The 20,107-nt window shown below is 69.8% G+C and carries 23 protein-coding genes and 1 pseudogene; 17 read left to right on the top strand and 7 right to left on the bottom strand.

What is annotated here, in order from left to right; all coding sequences use genetic code 11:
* Positions 1-143 precede the first annotated feature (143 nt).
* Positions 144-1,124, top strand: a pseudogene (locus ACFV20_RS17955) (RNA-guided endonuclease InsQ/TnpB family protein); the annotation flags it as partial.
* On the opposite strand, the gene ACFV20_RS17950 reads toward ACFV20_RS17955, so the two are convergent.
* The gene (locus ACFV20_RS17950) at positions 1,026-1,802 is read right to left on the bottom strand and encodes a maleylpyruvate isomerase family mycothiol-dependent enzyme (RefSeq protein ID WP_385657658.1); all 777 of its coding nucleotides are present in this window, start codon (positions 1,800-1,802) and stop codon (positions 1,026-1,028) included. The pseudogene ACFV20_RS17955 and the gene ACFV20_RS17950 overlap by 99 nt on opposite strands.
* Positions 1,803-1,849: 47 nt before the next feature.
* Here ACFV20_RS17950 and ACFV20_RS17945 point away from each other — a divergent pair, with 47 nt between their 5' ends.
* Both ACFV20_RS17945 and ACFV20_RS17940 read left to right on the top strand, forming a co-directional pair.
* Entirely contained in the window at positions 1,850-2,512 is a 663-nt protein-coding gene (locus ACFV20_RS17945) for a hypothetical protein (protein WP_385657656.1), read from the top strand.
* Between the two features lie 34 nt (positions 2,513-2,546).
* The gene (locus tag ACFV20_RS17940; RefSeq protein WP_385657689.1) at positions 2,547-3,602 is read left to right on the top strand and encodes a GNAT family N-acetyltransferase; all 1,056 of its coding nucleotides are present in this window, start codon (positions 2,547-2,549) and stop codon (positions 3,600-3,602) included.
* Here ACFV20_RS17940 and ACFV20_RS17935 read toward each other — a convergent pair.
* A complete protein-coding gene (locus ACFV20_RS17935) occupies positions 3,572-3,859 on the bottom strand; it encodes a DUF4031 domain-containing protein (RefSeq protein ID WP_385657654.1) in 288 nt (95 codons plus the stop codon). The two genes, ACFV20_RS17940 and ACFV20_RS17935, sit on opposite strands and share 31 nt — an antisense overlap.
* A 7-nt stretch (positions 3,860-3,866) precedes the next feature.
* Positions 3,867-4,250 carry a hypothetical protein gene (locus ACFV20_RS17930; RefSeq protein ID WP_385657652.1) on the bottom strand — a complete coding sequence of 128 codons (384 nt, stop codon included), beginning with the start codon at positions 4,248-4,250 and terminating at the stop codon, positions 3,867-3,869.
* A 55-nt stretch (positions 4,251-4,305) separates the two neighbouring features.
* Between ACFV20_RS17930 and ACFV20_RS17925 the strand changes: the two genes are divergently transcribed.
* On the top strand, positions 4,306-5,241 hold the full coding sequence (locus tag ACFV20_RS17925; protein WP_385657651.1) for a MurR/RpiR family transcriptional regulator: 936 nt from the start codon (positions 4,306-4,308) through the stop codon (positions 5,239-5,241).
* A gap of 47 nt (positions 5,242-5,288) precedes the next feature.
* Positions 5,289-6,221 (top strand): N-acetylmuramic acid 6-phosphate etherase, encoded by a 933-nt coding sequence (gene murQ, locus ACFV20_RS17920; protein WP_385657650.1) that lies wholly within the window; start codon positions 5,289-5,291, stop codon positions 6,219-6,221.
* A 1-nt stretch (position 6,222) separates the two neighbouring features.
* On the opposite strand, the gene ACFV20_RS17915 is transcribed toward murQ, so the two are convergent.
* From ACFV20_RS17915 to ACFV20_RS17905, 3 genes are all read right to left on the bottom strand, one after another.
* A complete protein-coding gene (locus ACFV20_RS17915) occupies positions 6,223-6,867 on the bottom strand; it encodes a hypothetical protein (protein WP_385657648.1) in 645 nt (214 codons plus the stop codon).
* 94 nt (positions 6,868-6,961) lie between these two features.
* Positions 6,962-8,992, bottom strand: coding sequence for a hypothetical protein (locus ACFV20_RS17910; protein ID WP_385657646.1), 2,031 nt, complete (start codon positions 8,990-8,992; stop codon positions 6,962-6,964).
* A gap of 136 nt (positions 8,993-9,128) precedes the next feature.
* The gene (locus ACFV20_RS17905) at positions 9,129-9,374 is read right to left on the bottom strand and encodes a hypothetical protein (protein ID WP_385657692.1); all 246 of its coding nucleotides are present in this window, start codon (positions 9,372-9,374) and stop codon (positions 9,129-9,131) included.
* A 114-nt stretch (positions 9,375-9,488) separates the two neighbouring features.
* Here ACFV20_RS17905 and ACFV20_RS17900 point away from each other — a divergent pair, with 114 nt between their 5' ends.
* The 11 genes from ACFV20_RS17900 to ectA all read left to right on the top strand — a co-directional run bounded on the left by ACFV20_RS17900 (position 9,489) and on the right by ectA (position 17,661).
* Positions 9,489-10,328 (top strand): Scr1 family TA system antitoxin-like transcriptional regulator, encoded by an 840-nt coding sequence (locus tag ACFV20_RS17900; RefSeq protein ID WP_385657644.1) that lies wholly within the window; start codon positions 9,489-9,491, stop codon positions 10,326-10,328.
* A complete protein-coding gene (locus ACFV20_RS17895) occupies positions 10,312-10,503 on the top strand; it encodes a DUF397 domain-containing protein (RefSeq protein WP_381454158.1) in 192 nt (63 codons plus the stop codon). The genes ACFV20_RS17900 and ACFV20_RS17895 overlap by 17 nt, the downstream gene beginning before the upstream one ends.
* A gap of 204 nt (positions 10,504-10,707) precedes the next feature.
* A complete protein-coding gene (locus ACFV20_RS17890; RefSeq protein ID WP_385657642.1) occupies positions 10,708-11,556 on the top strand; it encodes a hypothetical protein in 849 nt (282 codons plus the stop codon).
* Between the two features lie 13 nt (positions 11,557-11,569).
* A complete protein-coding gene (locus ACFV20_RS17885; RefSeq protein WP_385657640.1) occupies positions 11,570-12,139 on the top strand; it encodes a hypothetical protein in 570 nt (189 codons plus the stop codon).
* Positions 12,140-12,675: 536 nt separating this feature from the next.
* A complete protein-coding gene (locus ACFV20_RS17880) occupies positions 12,676-13,962 on the top strand; it encodes a diaminopimelate decarboxylase (RefSeq protein WP_385657638.1) in 1,287 nt (428 codons plus the stop codon).
* Positions 13,959-14,387, top strand: coding sequence for a holo-ACP synthase (gene acpS, locus ACFV20_RS17875; protein WP_385657636.1), 429 nt, complete (start codon positions 13,959-13,961; stop codon positions 14,385-14,387). Before ACFV20_RS17880 ends, acpS begins: the two co-directional genes overlap by 4 nt.
* A complete protein-coding gene (locus tag ACFV20_RS17870; RefSeq protein ID WP_385657634.1) occupies positions 14,384-14,791 on the top strand; it encodes a 3-aminobutyryl-CoA ammonia lyase in 408 nt (135 codons plus the stop codon). The genes acpS and ACFV20_RS17870 overlap by 4 nt, the downstream gene beginning before the upstream one ends.
* Before the next feature lie 51 nt (positions 14,792-14,842).
* The gene (locus ACFV20_RS17865; protein WP_385657632.1) at positions 14,843-16,342 is read left to right on the top strand and encodes a class I adenylate-forming enzyme family protein; all 1,500 of its coding nucleotides are present in this window, start codon (positions 14,843-14,845) and stop codon (positions 16,340-16,342) included.
* A 14-nt stretch (positions 16,343-16,356) separates the two neighbouring features.
* Positions 16,357-16,629 carry an acyl carrier protein gene (locus ACFV20_RS17860; RefSeq protein ID WP_385657630.1) on the top strand — a complete coding sequence of 91 codons (273 nt, stop codon included), beginning with the start codon at positions 16,357-16,359 and terminating at the stop codon, positions 16,627-16,629.
* Positions 16,630-16,732: 103 nt separating this feature from the next.
* On the top strand, positions 16,733-17,137 hold the full coding sequence (locus ACFV20_RS17855) for an ectoine synthase (protein ID WP_385657629.1): 405 nt from the start codon (positions 16,733-16,735) through the stop codon (positions 17,135-17,137).
* Positions 17,134-17,661, top strand: coding sequence for a diaminobutyrate acetyltransferase (gene ectA / locus ACFV20_RS17850; RefSeq protein ID WP_385657627.1), 528 nt, complete (start codon positions 17,134-17,136; stop codon positions 17,659-17,661). The genes ACFV20_RS17855 and ectA overlap by 4 nt, the downstream gene beginning before the upstream one ends.
* A gap of 45 nt (positions 17,662-17,706) precedes the next feature.
* Here ectA and ACFV20_RS17845 read toward each other — a convergent pair whose 3' ends face one another.
* Positions 17,707-18,690, bottom strand: a complete 984-nt coding sequence (locus ACFV20_RS17845) for a GlxA family transcriptional regulator (RefSeq protein ID WP_385657625.1) — start codon at positions 18,688-18,690, stop codon at positions 17,707-17,709.
* A 71-nt stretch (positions 18,691-18,761) separates the two neighbouring features.
* Here ACFV20_RS17845 and ACFV20_RS17840 point away from each other — a divergent pair, with 71 nt between their 5' ends.
* Positions 18,762-20,078, top strand: coding sequence for an MFS transporter (locus ACFV20_RS17840; protein WP_385657623.1), 1,317 nt, complete (start codon positions 18,762-18,764; stop codon positions 20,076-20,078).
* The last annotated feature ends 29 nt before the right edge of the window (positions 20,079-20,107 follow it).

Raw genomic sequence — 20,107 nt, 5'->3', positions numbered from 1 at the left:
CCCATCCGCGCCGCCTCCGACGCCCCGGGGACGGGCTCAACCGAAGATGTTCAGCGGAATCTAGCGAGTAACCCCGGGGTTTCAGCCCCGGTAGGGGGCGCGTCCGGTGAGGGCGACGCGGAGCGTCGCGACATCCGGGGGTTTGGGCACGGAGCGCCCGTAGAGCAGCCTTGCGGAGCAGGCAATACCGAACACCCGGTCGACTGATCACCGGATCGTTGGCCCAGCCGTACGACGACCGGATGCTGTCCTGGCAGATCCCGGACCGCACCGTCTCCATCTGGACGCTGTCGGGGCGGGTGAAAGGCGTGGCGTTCACCGCCTCCCCGGAACAGCTCGCCCGCCTCGCCCTGTACCGCAGGGGCGAGTCCGACCTCGTCTGTCGCGACGGCATGTGGTTCCTGCAGGCCACCTGCGAGATCCTCGAAGCCGAGCCGAACGCGGATCCGGCCGGCTTCTTGGGTATCGACCTGGGGATCGTGAACATCGCCACCACCTCGGACGGCGAGATCATGGCCGGGCGCGCTCTGAACCGGGGACGGCTGCGTGAACGCACGCTCCGGACCAAGCTGCAGAAGAAGAACACCCCGTCGACCAGGCGCCGGCTGAAGAGGCGCAGGCGCAAGGAGGCACGGCGGGCGAAGGACATTAACCACAAGATCGCGAAACATGTGGTGGCCGAGGCAGAACGCACCGGTCGCGGCATCGCCCTGGAAGACCTGACGGGCATCCGCGAACGGGCACGGCTGAGGAAGCCCCAACGGGCCACCCACTCCAGCTGGAGCTTTGCCCAGCTGGGGGCGTTCATCGCGTACAAGGCCCGCAAGGTGGGGGTGCCGGTGGTGTACGTCGATCCGGCATACACCTCCCGCACCTGCGCCGAATGCGGCCACATCGACAGAGCGAGCCGGGTCTCCCAGGCCTGGTTCGCGTGCCGGTCCTGCGGATTCGTTGATCACGCGGATCGGAACGGCTCCCGCAACATCCGTGCACGTGCGGAACAGTTGTGGCGACGCGGGGCGCAGTCAACCGCCCCAGACCCACCCCCGACACCCGAGGGTGGGACCGGACGCAAGCGCAGCACCACAGCCAGTGGCGCCCGCTGTGCAAGCCCGCCGCTCTAGCGACGGGTCGTTGACCTCCTTCGCCTCCACCCCGGCCAGCTCGAACGCCGGACCCCCGTCGACCGGCCGCCCCGTGTACAGCCGTACGAGCGTGGAACCGTCCCCGATGAAACGGCCCGGGGGCCGCTCCCCGCCGCTCTCGCCGAGCCGCAGCGGCTCGTCCAGGTCGTCGAGGTCGGCGTGCAGCGGCACGTGCCCGCGCTCGCGGGTGATGCGGGCGAGCAGCGCGAGCGCGTCCGGCAGCCCGGCCCCGCCGTACGCACCGGGTTCCCCGAGCGCCTCGCGCACGTCACCGGCGTGCACCCACTCCCCGAGGGCGAGACCGTCCAGCTTCCCGCCGGCCCCGGCGATCACAGGCCCGACCGCGCCCATCCCCCGCTCCAGCTCGTCGACGACCTGAGCGTCGCTCCAGCCGGCCCGTTCCGCGATGTCCCGGTCATTGGACTCGGGCGAGAACACGCCCCCCTCGAACCGGCCCTCCACCACCCGGGTCAGTGCGGACGAGCAGTGCGCCAGCACGTCCCGCACCGTCCAGCCCGGGCACGCGGCGACGGGCCGGGCGAAGTCCTTTGCGCTCCGGCCCCGCAGCAGCGGGATCAGCGCGTCACGCTCGATCGTGAGCAGCCGCCCGGGCTGCTCGGGGTCCCGTACGTCATGCACATCAGCAGGAGTCGTCATGGACCCCACGCTAGGTGCCCGGGCCCGCCCGGCGGGAGAATGCCCCCATGGCCGATCTCGACTCCTTGCGTATCCGCTTCGCCCGCGCCCTGGAAGCGGCCCGGGGCCCGGCCGGCGGCCCGGACCCGGCCCCGTACGCCGACAACCTGCTGGCCCGCTGGCAGGAGCCGCAGCGCCGCTACCACACGGTCGAGCACCTCACGGCGGTCCTGGACCGCGTCGACGAACTCCAGCGGTACGCGCACGACCCGGACGTGGTCCGGCTGGCGGCCTGGTTCCACGACGCGGTCTACCTGCCCGACCGCTCCGAGAACGAGGAGCGCTCGGCCCGCCTCGCCGAACGCGCCCTCGCGGAAGCCGGTGTTCCCGGCCCGAAGACCGCCGAGGTGGCCCGCCTGGTCCGGCTCACCGTCACCCACGACCCGGCCGACGACGACCCCGACGGCCAGGTCCTGTGCGACGCCGACCTCGCCGTCCTGGCCTCGCCCCCGTCGGCGTACGCCGCCTACACCACCGCCGTCCGCGAGGAGTACCACTTCGTCCCCAACGACGCCTTCCGCACCGGCCGCGCCGCGATCCTCCGCCAACTCCTGGACCTGCCCCGCCTGTTCAGGACCCCCCGCGGCGCCACCGAGTGGGAGGCCACGGCCCGCTACAACCTGACCGCCGAGCTGGAAATGCTGTCGCCCCCACCCCACGACGCCTCGTAGCCTGCCCACCATGTGGACCACGGGAGCGGAACAGGTGGAGCAGGCCGTCGGCGAGTGTGCCGGGGTGCTGGGGGCGGTTGCCGGACGGGACTGGGAGGGCGTGCGGGCCGGGCGGCTGGAGTGGAGCTGCCTGGAGACGGCGGTGCACATCGCCGAGGATCTCATCGCGTACGCGGGTCAGTTGGCGGGGCGGGAGCAGGAGGCGTACACGCCCTTCGAGATGGCGCTGGAGAAGGACGCCGGCAACGCCGGAGCCGTGCAGGTGATCCGCACGACGGGCGCCCTGCTCGCCGCGGCGGTCCGCACCGCCCCGCGGCACGTGCGGGCCTTCCACCCGTACCCGTTCCGCAGCGCGAACCGTGAGGGGTTCGCCGCGATGGGCGTGGCCGAGGTGCTGCTGCACACGCACGACATCGCCGAGGGGCTGGGCGTGGCGTACGAACCGGCTCCGGAGCTGTGCGAGTTCGTGCTCGGCCGGATCTTCCCGCACGTCCAGCCGGGGCCCACCCCGTGGGCGGCCCTGCTGTGGGCGACCGGCCGCGGGGAACTGGCCGGCCGCGCCCCGCTCACCGAGTGGCGCTGGAACAACAACCTGGTGCTCGGCACCGAGCGGCTCAGCCTGGAGGGCGTCACCCCGGCGGTGGCCACCGACCTGGCCACGGTCGGCGACGGCGGCTTCGCGTGGATCGAGGGCGGCCCGATCGACGGCACCCGGGTCGGCGCGGGACTGGTGTACAAGCAGTACGAGGACGGCGTCCACCGGCCGGAGTGGGGCATGTACGTGCTGGTCCGGCGCGAGGACGACCGCGCGATCGGCGCCATGGGCTTCCACGGCGTCCCGGACGCCGAGGGGCGCGTCGAGGTCGGCTACGACCTGGTCGAGGGCGCCCGCGGCCACGGCTACGCCACCGAGGCGCTGACCGCCCTGTCGCGGTGGGCGCTGGGCCGCCCGGAGGTGCGGACGGTCCTCGCGAACGTCGAGCCGGACAACACGCCGTCGCAGAACGTGCTCGCGCGCGCCGGGTTCACCCAGGTCGCCGAGGCCCCCGAGCACCTGACCTACGAGCTGCGCGAACCCCGCGAGGGATAGCGCCCCTTGGGCCGCCGCAGCCCCGCCGCGTGCAGCAGCCGCACCACCTCGCGGCTGCTGACCTCCACCGCCCCGGCCCGCACCGCGTCGGCGTGACGCTGCTCGGGGAGGTCGTAGTGGTCGCGTTCGAAGGCCCGGCGGGGGACGCCCAGGGCTTCGGCGAAGGTGTGCAGTTCGTCGTAGGAGACGTCGCTGATCAGGTGGGACCACAGGCGGCCGTGGCCGGGCCAGGTCGGCGGGTCGATGTAGATCGTCACGCGGGCCTCATGAGGACGCCGGTCCGCCGATGGCCTCGCCCAGCGAGCCCACCGCGGCGACCTTCACGCCGGCCTCGCTGCACACCCAGTGCGGGTCGGGCCCCAACTCCGGTTCGACGTCGAGGGCGTGCGGGTCGCCGGTGCCGCACACCGGGCACAGCGGCCAGCGGCCGTAGCGCTCCAGCAGGGAGTCCTGGACGTCCTGCGCGACCAGGCCGGCCACGTACCGGGCGCCCTCGGGCCACTGCTCGACCCACCACCGCCGCTGCTTGACGGACTCCTCGACCAGAGAGACGACATCCGCGTCGGCGACGCGGCCGGCGACGAGGTCGGCCAGCACGAGGGCGCGCGCGGCGTGCAGCGCCTGCTCCAGGGGGCTGATGGGATCCATGCACCCATTGTGCGCACTCTTGACCCGAACGCCGCTCCGAAAATATCTTTCAAGAGTGACCCGAGACGTGAAGGAAATTTTCGCCCGCGAGCGCGGTGGCTCCTCGGGCCCCGGCGGCGCCCCGCCCGCGCCGGCCGCCCTCGCGGCCAAGGTCCGCACGCTGGGACCGTCGATGACGCGTTCCATGCAGCGCGTCGCCGAGGCCGTCGCGGGCGACCCGGCCGGCTGCGCGGCCCTCACGGTCACGGGCCTCGCCGAGCTCACCGGCACCAGCGAGGCCACGGTCGTACGCACCGCCCGCCTGCTGGGCTATCCGGGTTACCGGGACCTGCGCCTGGCCCTCGCCGGGCTCGCCGCGCAGCAGCAGTCGGGCCGCGCCCCGGCCATCACGACGGACATCGCGGTGGACGACCCGATCGCCGACGTGGTCGCCAAGCTGGCCTACGACGAGCAGCAGACCCTCGCCGACACCGCCGCCGGGCTCGACACCGTCCAACTGGGCGCGGCCGTCACCGCGCTGACCACGGCCCGCCGTACCGACGTGTACGGGGTCGGGGCATCCGGCCTGGTCGCCCAGGACCTCACGCAGAAGCTGCTGCGCATAGGGATGCTCGCGCACGCCCACAGCGATCCGCACCTGGCCGTCACCAACGCCGTGCAACTGCGCGCGGGTGATGTCGCGATCGCCATCACGCACTCCGGTTCGACGGGGGACGTCATCGAGCCGCTGCGGGTGGCCTTCGAGCGCGGGGCGACGACGGTCGCGATCACCGGCCGCCCCGACGGCCCGGTCACGCAGTACGCCGACCACGTCCTCACCACGTCCACCGCACGGGAGAGCGAGCTGCGCCCGGCGGCCATGTCGTCCCGGACCGGTCAGCTCCTCGTGGTGGACTGCCTGTTCGTGGGGGTGGCGCAGCGGACGTACGAGAAGGCGGCGCCGGCGCTGTCGGCGTCGTACGAGGCGCTGGCCCACCGGCACCGCTCCTGAGGCAGCCGCCCCGCCCAGCACCGGAAAGACACGGAAAAGAGCCGTCCATGCCCTCCACCTCCCACCCGCGTGACCTCAGGACCGAGCTGGAGTCCCTGACCACCGAGGCCTTCCGGCCCGAGCTCGCGGACATCGACCGGCTGCCGACCCTCGACATCGCCCGGCTGATGAACGGCGAGGACGCCACGGTGGCCGGGGCGGTCGCGGCGCGGCTGCCGCAGATCGCCGCCGCGATCGACGCCGTCGCGCAGCGGATGGCCCGGGGCGGGCGTCTGGTCTACGCGGGCGCGGGCACGGCGGGCCGGCTGGGCATCCTGGACGCCTCCGAGTGCCCGCCCACGTTCAACACCGACCCCGCCAGGGTCGTCGGCCTGATCGCGGGCGGCCCGGACGCCGTGGTCACCTCGGTCGAGGGCGCGGAGGACTCCCGCGAACTGGCCCGGGCGGACCTGGACGCCCTCGCCCTGACGCCCGACGACACGGTGGTCGGCATCTCCGCCTCCGGACGCACCCCGTACGCCATCGGCGCCGTCGAGCACGCCCGCACCCGCGGCTCCCTCACCGTCGGCCTCGCCTGCAACCCGGGCAGCCCGCTCGCGGCCGCCGCCGACCACGGCATCGAGATCGTCGTCGGCCCCGAACTGCTCACCGGCTCCACCCGCCTGAAGTCCGGCACGGCGCAGAAGCTCGTCCTCAACATGATCTCGACGATCACCATGATCCGGCTGGGCAAGACGTACGGGAACCTGATGGTCGACGTCCGTGCCTCCAACGACAAGCTCCGCGCCCGCTCCCACCGCATCGTCGCCCTCGCCACCGGCGCCGAGGACAAGGAGATCGAGGAGGCCCTCGCCGCCACCGACGGCGAGGTGAAGAACGCGATCCTGGCCATCCTGGCCGGTGTGGACGGCCCGACGGCGGCCAGACTCCTCGCGGAATCCGACGGTCACCTGCGGGCGGCGCTGGCGGCCGTCGGCTGACTCAACGGCCCCCGCGGCGCTGCCCACCGTAGAAGGTGCCCCCGGCGACGAGCAGGGTCAGTGCGGCGGTGACCGTGAGGGTGATCTCCGTGGTGTCGCGCTGGTCGGGGCTGTCGGGCAGGCGGGGGTCGAGCAGCCCGAGCGGGTCCTTGCGGATCTCCACGCGGTCACCGGGCCGGGCCTGGCCGAAGCAGTTCTCCTGCTGGGACACCTCGTACGTGGTCCGCTTGCCGCCGAGTTCGCGGACCGTGCAGAACAGGTCCGGCCCGCGCCGCTGGTCCCGGTCGGCCACCTGGGTGACCACGGCGTCAACGGGCTCTCCCGCGGTGTTCATGTACGCCTCGTACGCGGCGGGCCCGGCGAACAGCATCAGCGCGAAGCCGCCGAACGAGACGAGCGTCGCCGCCCCGGCCCGGTGCCAGGAGCCGCCGATGACGCAGGCGGCGACCGCGATGACCGCCAGGGCGACGACGACTCCGGCCCAGGTCATCCACTGTCCGAGCGCGGCGCCGAGGAGGAGCAGCGCGGGCACCAGCACCGCCCACAGCACGGAGCTGACGGTCTTGCGTCCACCGGACCGGGCGGGCGGCGAAGTCCCCGCCCCTCCGGCTCCGTCGGCCGACACCGCCGTACCGGACGCGCTCATGGTCCCGATCCCCTGTCGCTCGAACGTTCGTTGGCGCCCGTCACGATATCCAAGCGGCCCGTGCCGCAGCCGACCGGAACCGGGCCGGCCCCGGTCAGCCCGGAAGCCCGGCGACCAGCGACTGTCTCCCCTCGCAGCGTTCCTCCCGCTCCGTCGCGGCCTTCTCCGCCAGGGCGTTGACGGCGGCGTTGAACCGCTGCGCCGAGGTGGGACGGTCCGGGCCCAGCACGTACTCCTTGAGGATCCGGCGCGCGGGGGCCATCGGGTCGTGCCACGGCTCGCGCACCGAGTCGAGGATCTCCGGCAGCCGGTCGCAGTCCCGGTCGAGGAGGTAGGCGCCCCCGGCCGTGGTGTAGGCGGCCCGGAAGGCCTCGTCGGTCAGGCCGTTCGCGTTGGTCAGCACGTACGGCTTGAGGCTCGCCACGAAGTCCGCGACCACGGACGACACATCGCTGATGAGGATGTCGGCCTGGTCGAAGCACTCGTACAGCGTGGGGAGTTGTTTGACGATCACCTGGTGCCCGCGCGGGCCCCTGCTCTCCCAGAACAGCCGGTGCCACTCGGCGCGCAGCTCGTGCCACTCGGCCTCCCCGTCCGGGCCGGACGGGCGGGCCTCGCGGGTCTGCTGGGCGTCGTCACCGGCGAGCCGCCCGGAGAGTTCACCGAGACGCGCCTGGATCTCGGCCAGCCGCGGACGGACCGCGGCGATCGCCGCCTCGGTCTCCTGGGCGCCCCGCCGCTCGTTGTCGGCGCGCAGCAGCTCCCGGATGGCCCGGTCCGCCTCGGCCGCCGCTCGCGAGCGCTTCCCGGTGAGGGGATGCGGCTTGTAGAGGATCCGCACGTTCTCGGCGAGCAGCTTCTCGACCAGCGGCACGCCCATCGGGATCAGCGACGTGTGGCAGTCGTCGTCGCTCCAGCCCTCCCACGTGGGGGCGTACAGCACGGTCGGCAGCGGCCCCGGCACGTGGTCGGCGTGCAGCCGGATCGACGACAGCTGCGGACGGCCCACCTCGACGATCGCCGAGTCGTCGATCGCGTGCCGCACCCGCTGGTAGCGGTCGCGCCCGGCCCGCCCGGCCACCCAGATCTCGTCGTACACCTTGCTGACCCGGTTGCTGCTGGCCAGCTTGTCGCTGTCGCCGTGCCCGATGAACACGTGCTTGGCCTCGGCGACGCGCAGCATGTGCACGTTCTTGCCCGCGTTGCCCGGGTAGAGCACGACCCGCAGCTCCGGCAGCTCCAGCTGCGCCACGTCGTCGGCCTTCGGCACACACACGACCGGGATCGACGTACGGCCCAGGTAGCGGAACGAGGCCCGCTCCCGCAGGATGATCAACGGCCGCCGGTCCAGCTGCTCCAGCGTCTCGATCCACATGTTGACCTGGTACATGAAGTCCCGGGACACGGACGCGAAACTGAAGTAGAGCGCCACCTCCGGCCGGTACCCGGCCAGTTGCCGGTTGACCTCCGCGATCACCTCGTCCCCCGACGGCATCCGGCGCGCCCGGCGCAGCTGCCCGAGCAGCGCCACCACGGCCGCGACCGCGAGCCCGGCGGTGAGCGCGAAGCCGGCCCCGGCGGGCTGCCACGTCCCCGCCGCGAGCGCGACGAGCAGCCCCGCGTGCGCGGGCAGGTCCAGGTGCAGCAGCTTGCGCAGGAACCGCCGGTACAGGAGAGCGGGCGGCGACTGCGGAATGCCCGCCCCGCTCATGTCGAGGTTGCGCACCACCACCGGCAGCGTGCGCCGCCGCCGGATGGCGTGGTGCACCGCCGTGTACAGCACCACCAGCGTGAAGTGGGCGCTGAGCACGGCCAGCGCGGCCACCAGCACCGCGTCGGGCGCGTCCAGGCGCTCGGCCAGGGCCAGCAGCATCACCGTCCGCACGGCGAACCGCAGCGTACGGGTCAGCTGCAACGCGGCCAGCCGCCGCACGAAGGCGGGCGAGCGGGTGTGCAGCACCTCGTCGGCGGCGTAGGTGACCGCCGAGGCGACCGCGAAGCCCCACAGCGACGGGAGCAGCGCGAAGACGGGCAGTGCGGCGAAGCCGGCGGCGAACAGGAACACGAGCAACAGGTCGGTCTTCCCGCGCACACGCAGGACACCGCACAGCCAACGGAACGTCATAAGACAGGATTCCTCTGGGGAAAGGATGTGATTTCCGGAAGGGGCGAGCGGTGGGGCGAACGCCGGTGTATGCGCGATACGCCTGTTCGACGGCGGTGCGGGGCGAATGGTTGTACACCCGCTGTTGGCTATTACTTCACCGTGACTTCGGCTCCCGGTTGACCTGCCGCACGCGAGCCCGCAGCGTCTCCCGCACGGGCAGGGAGCGCAGCACCTCGGTCAGGTGCTCGGCGGTCCGTACGTTGCACCGCCCCAGGTCGACCAGCGCGAACGGCTCGTCGCTCGCGCCGGTCACGGGGTCGACGCCCAGCGACGGCAGCACGACCCCGACCCCGGCAAGGGCCTCCCGCAGCGACTGCACGATCTCTTCGGTCGAACGCACGTCTCTTGACCTCCACGCTGAGTTTGCGATTCACCACACAGCGTGTCCGACACGTCCCTAACCTGGCCAGATACGGCGGTCCAACAACCCGATGTGTACGACAGGGAGTTGCCCATGCCCGGTTCCAGGGACCTCGACCCGTCCTCTTCCCCCAGGGCCCTCCTGGGCGCCGAACTGCGCCACGCCCGCGAGAAGGCCGGCCTCAGCCAGGAGGAACTGGGCCAGCGGCTGTTCGTGAGCGGGTCGTTCATCGGGCAGCTGGAGGCGGGGACGCGGAGGTTGCAGCGGGAGTATGCGCGGTTGTTGGACGAGGAGCTGAGGACGGGGGACTTCTTCCAGCGGAACTGTGCGGCGGCGGCGAAGTCCAGATATCCGGAGCACTTCGCGGAGGCGGCCGAGGCGGAGGCCCGGGCCACGGCCATCAGGGAGTTCGCCTCGATGCTGATCCCCGGCCTGCTCCAGACTCCGGCCTACGCCCGCGCAGTGTGCCGCGCGTACCAGCCGACAGCACCGGATGAGGAAATCGAGAAGAGGGTGGCCGCTCGCATGGAGCGGACCCGCATCCTCGACGATCCAACAAAGCCCTTGTTGTGGGCCGTGATTGACGAGTCGGCGTTGCGCCGGGTGACAGGTGGGCCGGATGTGATGGCCGAAGCGCTGCGGCACGTCACCGACCTGGCCCGACGCAGCCGGTCCATCGTGCAAGTGCTGCCGTTCGATGCGGGGGCGCACCCTGCCATGCAGGGATGCGTCAAGCTGATGGACTTCGCCGACGCGCCTCCGTTGGCGTACCTGGAAGGCGTCGGCACCGGGCGCCTCGACGACGACACCGCCACCGTCGCGGAGTACCGCTTCTACTACGAGTTCCTTGCGGCATCCGCACTCTCGCCTGAGAAGTCCCTAGCCCTGCTCGAATCAATGACGCAGGATTACGACCATGAGAAACACGCCTGAGTGGTACAAGTCCAGCTACAGCGGCGGGAGCGGCGACAACTGCCTGGAAGTCACCCGGGCGTTCCCGGATGTCATCCCCGTCCGCGACTCCAAGACCCCCCACGGCCCGAAGCTCGTGTTCCGGGCCACCGCCTGGTCCGCTTTCGTCGAGAACCTCAAGGACGAGACGGCTTGAGCTTCGGGATCCGAGCTTCGAGCCCTCTTTTCAAGGAACGGGTGGAGGGCCTCAACCCACCCTCCCACCCGGCGAGTTGACCCGACGCATCCGGTTTGCCACGGACAGTCACCTGCCTCTAACGTTCCTGGAAAAGCAACAGCCCCCGCCCGGTGCGCCAACACCTGCGGGGGCTTAACCATCGAGATCGAAAAGGGCGATCCCATGGCTGAAGCCAACCTTAGTGCTGCCTCCCCGTCCGCGCACCCCATGGCGGGTCCGGGATACGGCAAACGCACGACCTCCGGCCAACCCCCGCGCACGAACCACGACTTCGCCCACCTCCCACCCCGCGAAGCAGCCATCGCCGCCTACCTGGACCGACTCCCCGACGGCGCCGACATCTCCGTAAAGACGCTGGCCAAGCAGCTCCCCTATGGCCAGTGCGCCCTCGGTACGGCCCTCAACCGCATCCAGAAGGCAGGGCACCTGCGCCGAGGCCGGGAGTGCATCACAGCCGACGACGGCAGCTCCCGATGGATCACCCGTTCGTGGTGGTCCCGTACGGCCCGGGATGACGACTGGTGGGCCGCCTTCACCCGCGGCGACGTACCGCAGGAGGCCGCGCGCCCCACCCGCTCCCGGGCCCACGTCCTCTTGGCCGCCCTCGGCCGCACGGCACCCGTCCTGTCTCTCTCCCAGACCGACTGCGCGGCACTCGCCCCGCTGGTGACGGAGTGGTTCGAGAGGGGCGCCTCGGAGGACGACGTACTGCGAGCGCTCACCTCGGGCCTGCCGACGCCGGTCCATCACCCCGCCGCCCTGGTCCGCAACCGCCTGACCAGCAAACTTCCACCCCCGCCCCCTCCACGCCCACCCCTACGGGTCCTGGAGTGCGCGAACTGCGGCGCCCCGGGGCGTCCGGAAACCCTGCCAGGGGGGCGTTGCAGCGCCTGCCGGGGCGAACGCGCTCCCGCGCCACCCGCCGCACCCCTTTCCGCCCCCACGGTCCACGCCCACGCGGCCGGGATTCGAGCCGCGATGTCCCGCCGACGCCACGATGGCGCCGACTGACGACAATGGACTCATGAACCACGCCCAGCTCACCGCCCTAGGCCGTGCCCTCCGTCTCCTCGGTGAGCACGGGGAGTCCCTCTCCGCCGACACGCCGGACGCCAAGCTGCACGAGGTCAAGGCCGATCTGAAGCGCGCCCTGGACCTGCTGGACGAGAGTGTCACGGGAGCCGCGCCCAGCACCCGCTGTCCCGAGCACCCGAACGGCCCGGTCGACGAGGCCGCTCCCGATCTGTGTCTGCTGTGCGAGACCCGGCGCCGGGCCGCCCGCAGGGCGGAGTTCAACGGCCCCGCCCCCCAGCAGCAGCCCGCCGACCCCACCCCCTCCCGCTACGGCGTGCGCGGCGACCGCCCCCAGCCCCAGCAGCGCTGGCTCGCGGAGCTGTGGAACGGCCAGGCGTGGCAGCTGTGCGGCACCCCGCGCAGGGACCGACGCGAGGCCGAACTCTTCATCAACGCCCAGCGCAAGGCCCCCCGGGCTGCCATGGCCTACCGGCTGGTCCACGAGTTCACCGACTACGAGGTGCTGCGCGTGTGGGGGACGCCCGTGCGCGTCGACATCGAGCCGATGGGCAACCTCTAGGCCCTGGTACGTCCCGGTGCTTGTTCCGGGTGCCGACCAGTTTCCAAGGACTGCGTCCAAGTCGTTCGTCCCGCAGGGGACTGCAGCCGTCCGGCCAGGAGCTGTGTCATGGGACTGGTACGCAGCCTGTCCGTCCGGTCGGCGCTGCTGTCCAAGACGCTGTGGTCCCCGTACGGGGGCCACTTCGCTTACGCACATTGCCCGTGCAACCGGCAGCTATGCGGGGACGCCGATGGACTCGGGGCCGTTCCGATCACTTTTGGTCACGCTACTACCTCGGCTCGCCGCAAGATTGCCCACCATGTCACCTCTGTCCCATTTTTCAGTTTCACTCACAAGTAACGCGGTTTCTTTTGTGGCCTGGGTCACTTTGAGACGCGAGGGTGCATGCTGCGGATAATCCCGGGGAGACGAGGCTGCTTTCACCTTCCTTTCCATGATCCAAAGATGGCCGATTCTCGGAAGGCCATGTGACGTCTCGTCGGCCAGTCGCCTACGGTTTTTGAAACGGCAATCGGAGGTCGCAGGAGGATTAGTTGTTAGAAACACCGAAGGCGCACATTCAGGGTGTCGCTGTCGAAGACATCGCGAACGAGTTCGGGACGCCCCTGTTCATATACGACTCACAGGTCCTCGCGGACACCTTTCACGGGCTTTCCGGAGTCCTGCCTGCAGGCGTGGATGTTCTGTACTCGCTGAAAGCGAATCCAAATATCAGCGTGTGCGGCTTTCTCGGTTCCCAGGGCGCAGGAGCCGAGGTCTCGTCGGTCACGGAGCTTGTCACCGCCCTCAGGGCAGGAGTGGACCCGGCCGACATCATTTTCCTCGGGCCGGGCAAGAGCAAGGCCGACCTCGAGGCCTGCGTGTCAGCCGGCATCTACGCCGTGGTGTGCGAGTCGTTCGCTGAGCTCCAGTTGCTGGACGAGGTCGCGGGCACGCGGGGAGCGGCCCGGTTCCCTGCAGTGCTGCGGGTCAACCCCAGCTTCCACAGCAAGGGGTCTGGGCTGTCGATGGGAGGAAAGCCGCGGCAGTTCGGTATAGACGAGCAGGACGTCCGTGAGGCAGGGCCCCTGCTCCACTCTCTGCAGCACGTCGAGGTCAAGGGATTCCATGCCTATATGGGAACCCGGTTCCTCGATCATCGCGATGTCGTGGCGAACACGCAGAGCATTCTGGTGATGGTGGAAGACCTCGCCGCGAAGCTGGGCATAGACCTTTCCGTTGTGGATTTCGGGGGAGGCCTGGGAGTGGCTTACTTCGAAAATGAGTCGGACATCGACACGGCGGAGCTCGGGAAAAGCCTACAAGGCCCGGTGGAGGACTTCCGCGCGCGCCACCCGGACTGCCGGGTCATCATGGAGCTCGGCCGGTTCCTCACAGCCGATGCCGGCACCTATGTGACACGGGCCGCCTATGTGAAAGAGTCGATGGGCGAGTCATTCGTCGTAGCAGACGGCGGCACTAATCACCACATGGCGGCAGTGGGTATCGGCAGTTTCGTGAAGCGAAACTTCCCCATCGTCCACCTGGGACGTCCTGGGGCCCGCCCCTCGCACACCTATACCGTCACCGGGCCCCTGTGCACACCGAACGACACCATCGTGAAGAAGGCCAGGCTCCCCGAAGTCCGCCCCGGTGACCTGCTGGGGATCGAGCGTTCCGGCGCCTACGGTCCCACCGCCTCGCCCGGGCTCTTCCTCAGCCACGGCTATCCCGCAGAAGTTCTCGTGCACGACGGACAGGTCAGCCTCGTGCGAGAACGGGACACCCCCGAGGACATTCTGTCCCGCCAACGTCTGGCGGTCTTCCAGGACGCCTCGTGACGTCCGATGGGCCCATAGGCATAGGTCTGGACGTTCTTGGCCGCGACGAGCTGGACAGCCTTGTGACGCGCGGCTGGTTCCTGCGGTACTGCTATGCGCCGGAGGAGATCGAGCAGGCGCAGTGCCTCGAAGGCGGCCGACGCCTGGAGTACCTCGCCGGACGCTTCGCCGCCAAAGAGGCCGTCCTCAAGGCGCTGGGCAAAGGCCTGTTCCAGGGGATCGCTCCGCGCAACATCTGCATCAGGCGCGCTGCGGACGGATCACCGCACGTCGAACTGCGTGCCGCGGCGGCTGACGCCGCTTCGCAGCAGAGCGTGCGTGTCTCGATCACTCACAAGGACAGCGTGGTGGCCGCCGTGGCTCTTCTCTCACAGCCCGAACAGCAACGCCCTATCAACGACGGAAGAAGGAGTGAGCACACATGACTTCTCCTGAAGGTGGCGCGCACACTGTCACGGCGCAGCTACGCATGCGAGTCGGCCAGGAAGAGGCCCACTACGGAGGCGAACTCGTCGACGGCGCAAGGCTTCTGCGCATGTTCGGCGACCTCGTCACGGAAATCACCATCCGAACCGACGGCGACGAGGGACTGCTCGCCGAGTACTCCGCCGTCCGCTTCACAGCTCCCGTCCGTCCCGGCGACTACATCGAGGCCACAGCTCAGCTCACACGGAGCACCAAGCTGCGCCGCTTCGTGGCCCTGGAAGCCCGGAAGATCATCGCCTCCTCCGACACGAAGCCCAGCGCGGCCCGGGTGCTGGCCGAGCCCGTCACGGTGTGCACAGCGAACGCGGTAACCGTCGTCCCCAAACCGAACCGGACCGCCTGACAGCAGCCGGCGCCCGAGCGAAAAGGAAGCCGTACCGATAGGAGAACGGTAGTGCCCCAGCCCCTCACGCTTCATTCGCTGCTCGACGAGGCAGCCGCGGCGCACCAGGGCCGGTGTGCCTTGAGCACTGACTCGGATGCCATCACCTACGAGGACTTGGCGCAGACCTCTCGCCATGCTGCGCACCTGCTGCGAGCGCACGGTGTCCAGCGCGGTGACCGAGTCGTCATCTCCTCATCCGACGCGATCACCGTCGCGGTCACCGTTCACGCCGCTTCCCGTGTAGGCGCGATGTTCAGCGTGCTGCACGAGGACGTCCGGGACAGGCCGCTCGAACATGTACTGCGTGATTGCGAGCCCGTCGTGATCGTGACCGACGACCCTGGTGTCTCTGCCACGGCCCAGGCACACGGCGTGCGCGTTCTACCCTCCAGCGAGCTGCGCTACGCGCCGGCACCGGGGGAAGACCTGCAGCTCTCGACGTCTCCGCTCGGAGTCGACGGGGCGTGCCTGATCTACACCTCGGGCACCACGTCGCTGCCCAAGGCAGTGGTCAGCACCCACCAGCAGATGCTCTTCGCCGCCCGGGCCATCCAGGACTGCCTGGGCTACCGCGCCGACGACATCGTCTACAGCCCTCTGCCACTGTCCTTCGACTACGGCCTGTACCAGATGTTCCTGTCGTTCCTGGCCGGCGCGCAGCTGCGTGTAGGCAACGTCGCAGAGGTCGGCCCGCCGCTCCTGCGCGCCCTGCTGGACAGCCAGGCCACTGTGCTCGCCGCCGTGCCGTCCGTGTCCGACCGTCTGGCCTGGCTGGTGCGCAGGGCGAAGAACAAGCCCGCCCTGCGTCTGCTGACCAACACCGGTGCCGCCCTGTCCGACAGGACCATCGCAGACCTGCGCGAGGCGATACCCACCTTGTCCGTACAGCTGATGTACGGACTCACCGAGTGCAAGCGGGCCACCATCATGCCGTCAGACGGAGACCTCACGCGGCCCGGATCGTCCGGACGGGCGCTGCCAGGCACTGAGGTCTTCACCATCGACGACGACGGTCAGCGTCTGCCGGCAGGAGAAGTCGGCCAGTTCGTCGTCCGCGGCCCTCACGTCATGGCCGGATACTGGCGACGCCCGGAGATGACCGCCGAACGCTTCCACCAGCGCGACGGCCTCTTCCCGGAACTGCGCACCGGCGACTACGGCTGGATGGACGACGAGGGTTACCTCTACTTCTCGGGGCGTCGCGACGACCTGTACAAGGAGCGCGGATTCCGCGTCAGCGCCACTGAAGTGGAGGCTGCAGCCCGCCGTGTCGAAGGCGTGGCCTCGGCAGCCGTACTGCCGCCCGGCCTCACCACGGGGAACACCGCGGTACTGGCTGTGGTGACCGATCTGGACGGCCCCGAGGTGCTGTCCCGCATGCAAGGACTGATCGAGGACTACAAGATCCCACGACGCTGTGTCCCGGTCTCGGACCTGCCCACCAACAACAACGGCAAGGTCGACCGGCAGGCCCTGACCAACCTCGTACACAACCCCGCCAACGCATGAAGGAGCAACGCACCATGAGCCTCAACCGCACCGACGTGACCGCCGCCATGGAAACCGCCCTGAGCAAGGTGCTGGACCGGCCGGTGACCGACCTGTCCGGACAGACCAAGCTCTTCGACGACCTCCACCTGGACTCCACCACGATGCTGGAGATGCTCATGGAACTGGAGGACTCTCTGGGCCTCGAGGTCGACCCGGAAGAACTCGAAGCTGATGACTTCGAGACGGTCGACACCTTCACCGACTTCGCCATCGCCCAGCTCGAGGAGGCACGCAGCGCGGCCTGAGGAGCCCGTGATCGGCCCACAGATGCCCCCGGCCAGGTCGCCGCGTCCCGACACCTGCCCTGCACCAGGCAAGCACGCCCTACGGGATCAAGGAGAGACAACCATGATCGTCCGCTCGTTCAAGGACATCGAAGGCACCGACAGGCACGTCAAGTCCCGCTCCGGAACATGGGAAAGCAAGCGAATCGTCCTCGCGCGGGAAGGGGTCGGCTTTTCCCTGCACGAGACGACCGTCTACGCCGGCACCGAGACGACCATGTGCTACGCCAACCACATCGAAGCCGTCCTGTGTGTCGAGGGCGAGACCGAGCTCACCAACGAGGAGACCGGCGAAAAGCATCTCATCACGCCCGGCACCATGTACCTGCTGAACGGGCACGAGAAGCACACCCTGCGCCCCAAGGTTGACTCCCGCTTCGTCTGCGTGTTCAACCCGCCGGTCACCGGCCGCGAGGACCACGACGAGAACGGCGTCTACCCCCTGCTCACCGAGGAGGCCACCGCATGACCGCGCCGACTTCCCTCTCCACCGCCGGCCGGGTCCGCCCTGACTACCGAACGCCGCGTGTCGAGGACGCGCAGGCCATGTGGCAGATGGTGCATGACTCGGACGAACTCGACGACAACAGCCCGTACTACTACGCCCTGTGGTGCCGCGACTTCGCCGACACTTCCCTCGTGGCATCACTCGGCGACGAGGTGGTCGGCTTCCTGACCGGCTACTTCCGCCCCGAACAGCCTGACACCTATCTGGTGTGGCAGGAGGCCGCGAAGCCGCGGCACGGGATCCCGATGCTCGGAGTTCAGCTGTTCGAACGGGCTGCGGACCGCGCGGTCACCAACGGCGCACGCTACATCGAGGCGACCGTGTCGGCTGACAACAAGGCCATCATCATGGTGCTGAAGAAGTGCGCCAAGCGGTACGGGGCCCCCGTACACACCGAAGTGCTGTTCCCTGCCAGGCTCTTCCCCGAAGAGCACCATGACGAGGTGCTCTACCGGATCGGGCCCATCGAGCCGGTCGTCGGCTGATCCGCCCTGGCGGCTCTGCTGATACGTGTCACCGCGCGCGTGCCCTCACCCTCCTCCACGGAAGGTGTTGCGGTACGCGCGCGGTGACACACCCAGCGCTTCGCGGAAGTGCTGGCGCATCGCGGTGCCCGTCCCGAAGCCGGCCTCGGCTGCGATACGGTCCACGGGCTCGTCCGTGCGCTCCAGCAGTCGGCGGGCATGCTGCAGACGTTGCTGGCCCAGCCACTGCATCGGCGTCAGGCCGGTCTCCTGACGGAACTTGCGGGTCAGCGTGCGCACGCTCGTCGCAGTCTGGTGCGCCAGGTCCTCAAGGGTGAGGCTCTCCCCCAGGTGTTCCATCGCCCAGGCGCGGGCCGCGGCGGTGGAACTGTCGTCGGCATCGGGCACGGGGCGGTCTATGTACTGGGCCTGACCGCCTTCCCGGTGGGGAGGAACGACGGTGCCGCGGGCGACGGTGTTGGCGATGTCGGCGCCGTGGTCGCTGCGGATCATGTGCAGACAGAGATCGATTCCTGCGGCGACACCTGCGGACGTCAGCACTCGCCTGTCGTCGGTGTAGAGCACGTCGGGGTCCACGTCGATCTCCGGGTACAGGGCAGCCAGTTCCGGACAGGACTTCCAGTGCGTGGTCGCCCGCCGGCCCGCGAGCAGGCCGGCTGCCGCCAGCACGAACGATCCGGTGCAGATGGAAGCCAGACGAGCTGATGTCGGCACTTCCGCGAGAGCCGCGCCAACGCGTGGGCACAGCCGACCCCGCTGCTGAGGACGGTAGTCCTCGACCGCGGCAGGCACGATCACCGTGTCCGCATCGCGTAGGGCCTGCGGTCCCAGCGGCACGTTGACCGTGAAGTCGGCGTCCGTGGACACCTCGCCCGGCTCCGGAGTGCACGTCAGGACCGAGTACAGGTGCCGGCCGGCCTCGTTCACCGCCGTGCCGAACAGGCGGTGCACAATCCCCAGTTCCATCGGCAGGAGACCAGGACGCACCAGGACGACGACCCTGTGCGCAGCTCCATCACTCACTGTCATGACCAGATTCTTTCACTACGTGTCCATACGGCCAGTGGTTCCAGGCGCTCGTCTCACTCAAGGATGAAGACATGCATGACACGATCACGAACGGCCATCAGACCAAGGATTCCGGGCGCCGCGCCTGGTGGGTTGCCGCCGTCGCCGGAGTGGCGATCATCGTCGCCGGCGCCTTCTCCACCATGCCAGGCATCCTGCAGGACCCCCTGCGTCAGGACTTCCACTGGTCCCGAGGCTCCATCGGTCTTGCCGCCTCCGTCAACATGATCCTCTACGGACTCACGGCCCCCTACGCCGCCGCCCTGATGGACCGGTTCGGCATCCGCCGAGTCGTCATCGCGGCACTCGGAACCGTCGCCGCAGGCGCCGTACTGACCACCCTGATGAGCGCCGCCTGGCAGTTCACGCTCTTTTGGGGCTTCCTCGTCGGCCTGGGCACCGGATCACTGTCGATGACCCTCGGCACCACCGTCACCAACCGCTGGTTCACCACCCGCCGCGGCCTCGTGACCGGCATCCTCTCCTCCGGCAGCGTCCTCGGCCAGATGGTCTTCCTGCCCGCCCTTTCATGGACCATAGACCGCTACGACTGGCGGCCCGCCCTCGTCAGTCTCGCCCTCGCCGCCTTGGCGGTCACCCCGCTGATCTACCTCGTCCTGCGCGACCACCCGGCCGACCTGGGTCAACGCCCCTACGGCAGCCACGTCTTCACCCCGCGGCCCGAGCCCGTCCCCGGCGCCGCCCGCCGCACCCTGACCGTGCTGCGCCACGCCGCACGAACCGTCCCTTTCTGGCTGCTCGCCGGCGCATTCGCCATCTGTGGCGCATCCACCAACGGCATCATGTGGACCCACTTCACCCCGGCCGCACACGACCACGGCATGCCCGCCACCACGGCCTCGACCCTGCTGGCGTTCATCGGCATCTTCAACGTGGTCGGCACGATCGCCTCCGGATGGCTCACCGACCGCCTGGACCCCCGTCGGCTCCTCGCCGTCTACTTCCTCCTACGCGGCCTGCTGATGGTCACCCTGCCGCTGACGATGACCGCAACGGTCAGCGCCCCCATGCTGGTCTTCGTAGTCGCCTTCGGCCTGCTTGACCTGGCGACCGTGCCACCGGTCATCGCCCTGTGCCGAACCTTCTACGGTGACGACAGCGCCATCGTCTTCGGCTGGACCAACGCAGCACACCAGATCGGCGCGGCCTCGGCCTCCTTCCTCGGAGGCGTCACCCGCGACACGTTCGGCAGCTACAACCCCGTCTGGCTCGCCCTGGGCGCCGCCTGCGCAGCCGCCGCCTTGCTGTCCCTGGTCATCCGCCCCCGCCCCACCGTCTCGGCCGAGGCTGACCAGGAAGCGTATGCGACCTCGGCCACCGGACGGTGAGAACGGCCGACCGAAGCCGCCCCGCAGGA

The organism is Streptomyces sp. NPDC059696 (genome assembly GCF_042733745.1).
Lineage (GTDB): Bacteria > Actinomycetota > Actinomycetes > Streptomycetales > Streptomycetaceae > Streptomyces.
Note: the sequence above shows the minus strand (reverse complement) of the source record. Positions and strands in the feature narration are given on the sequence as shown.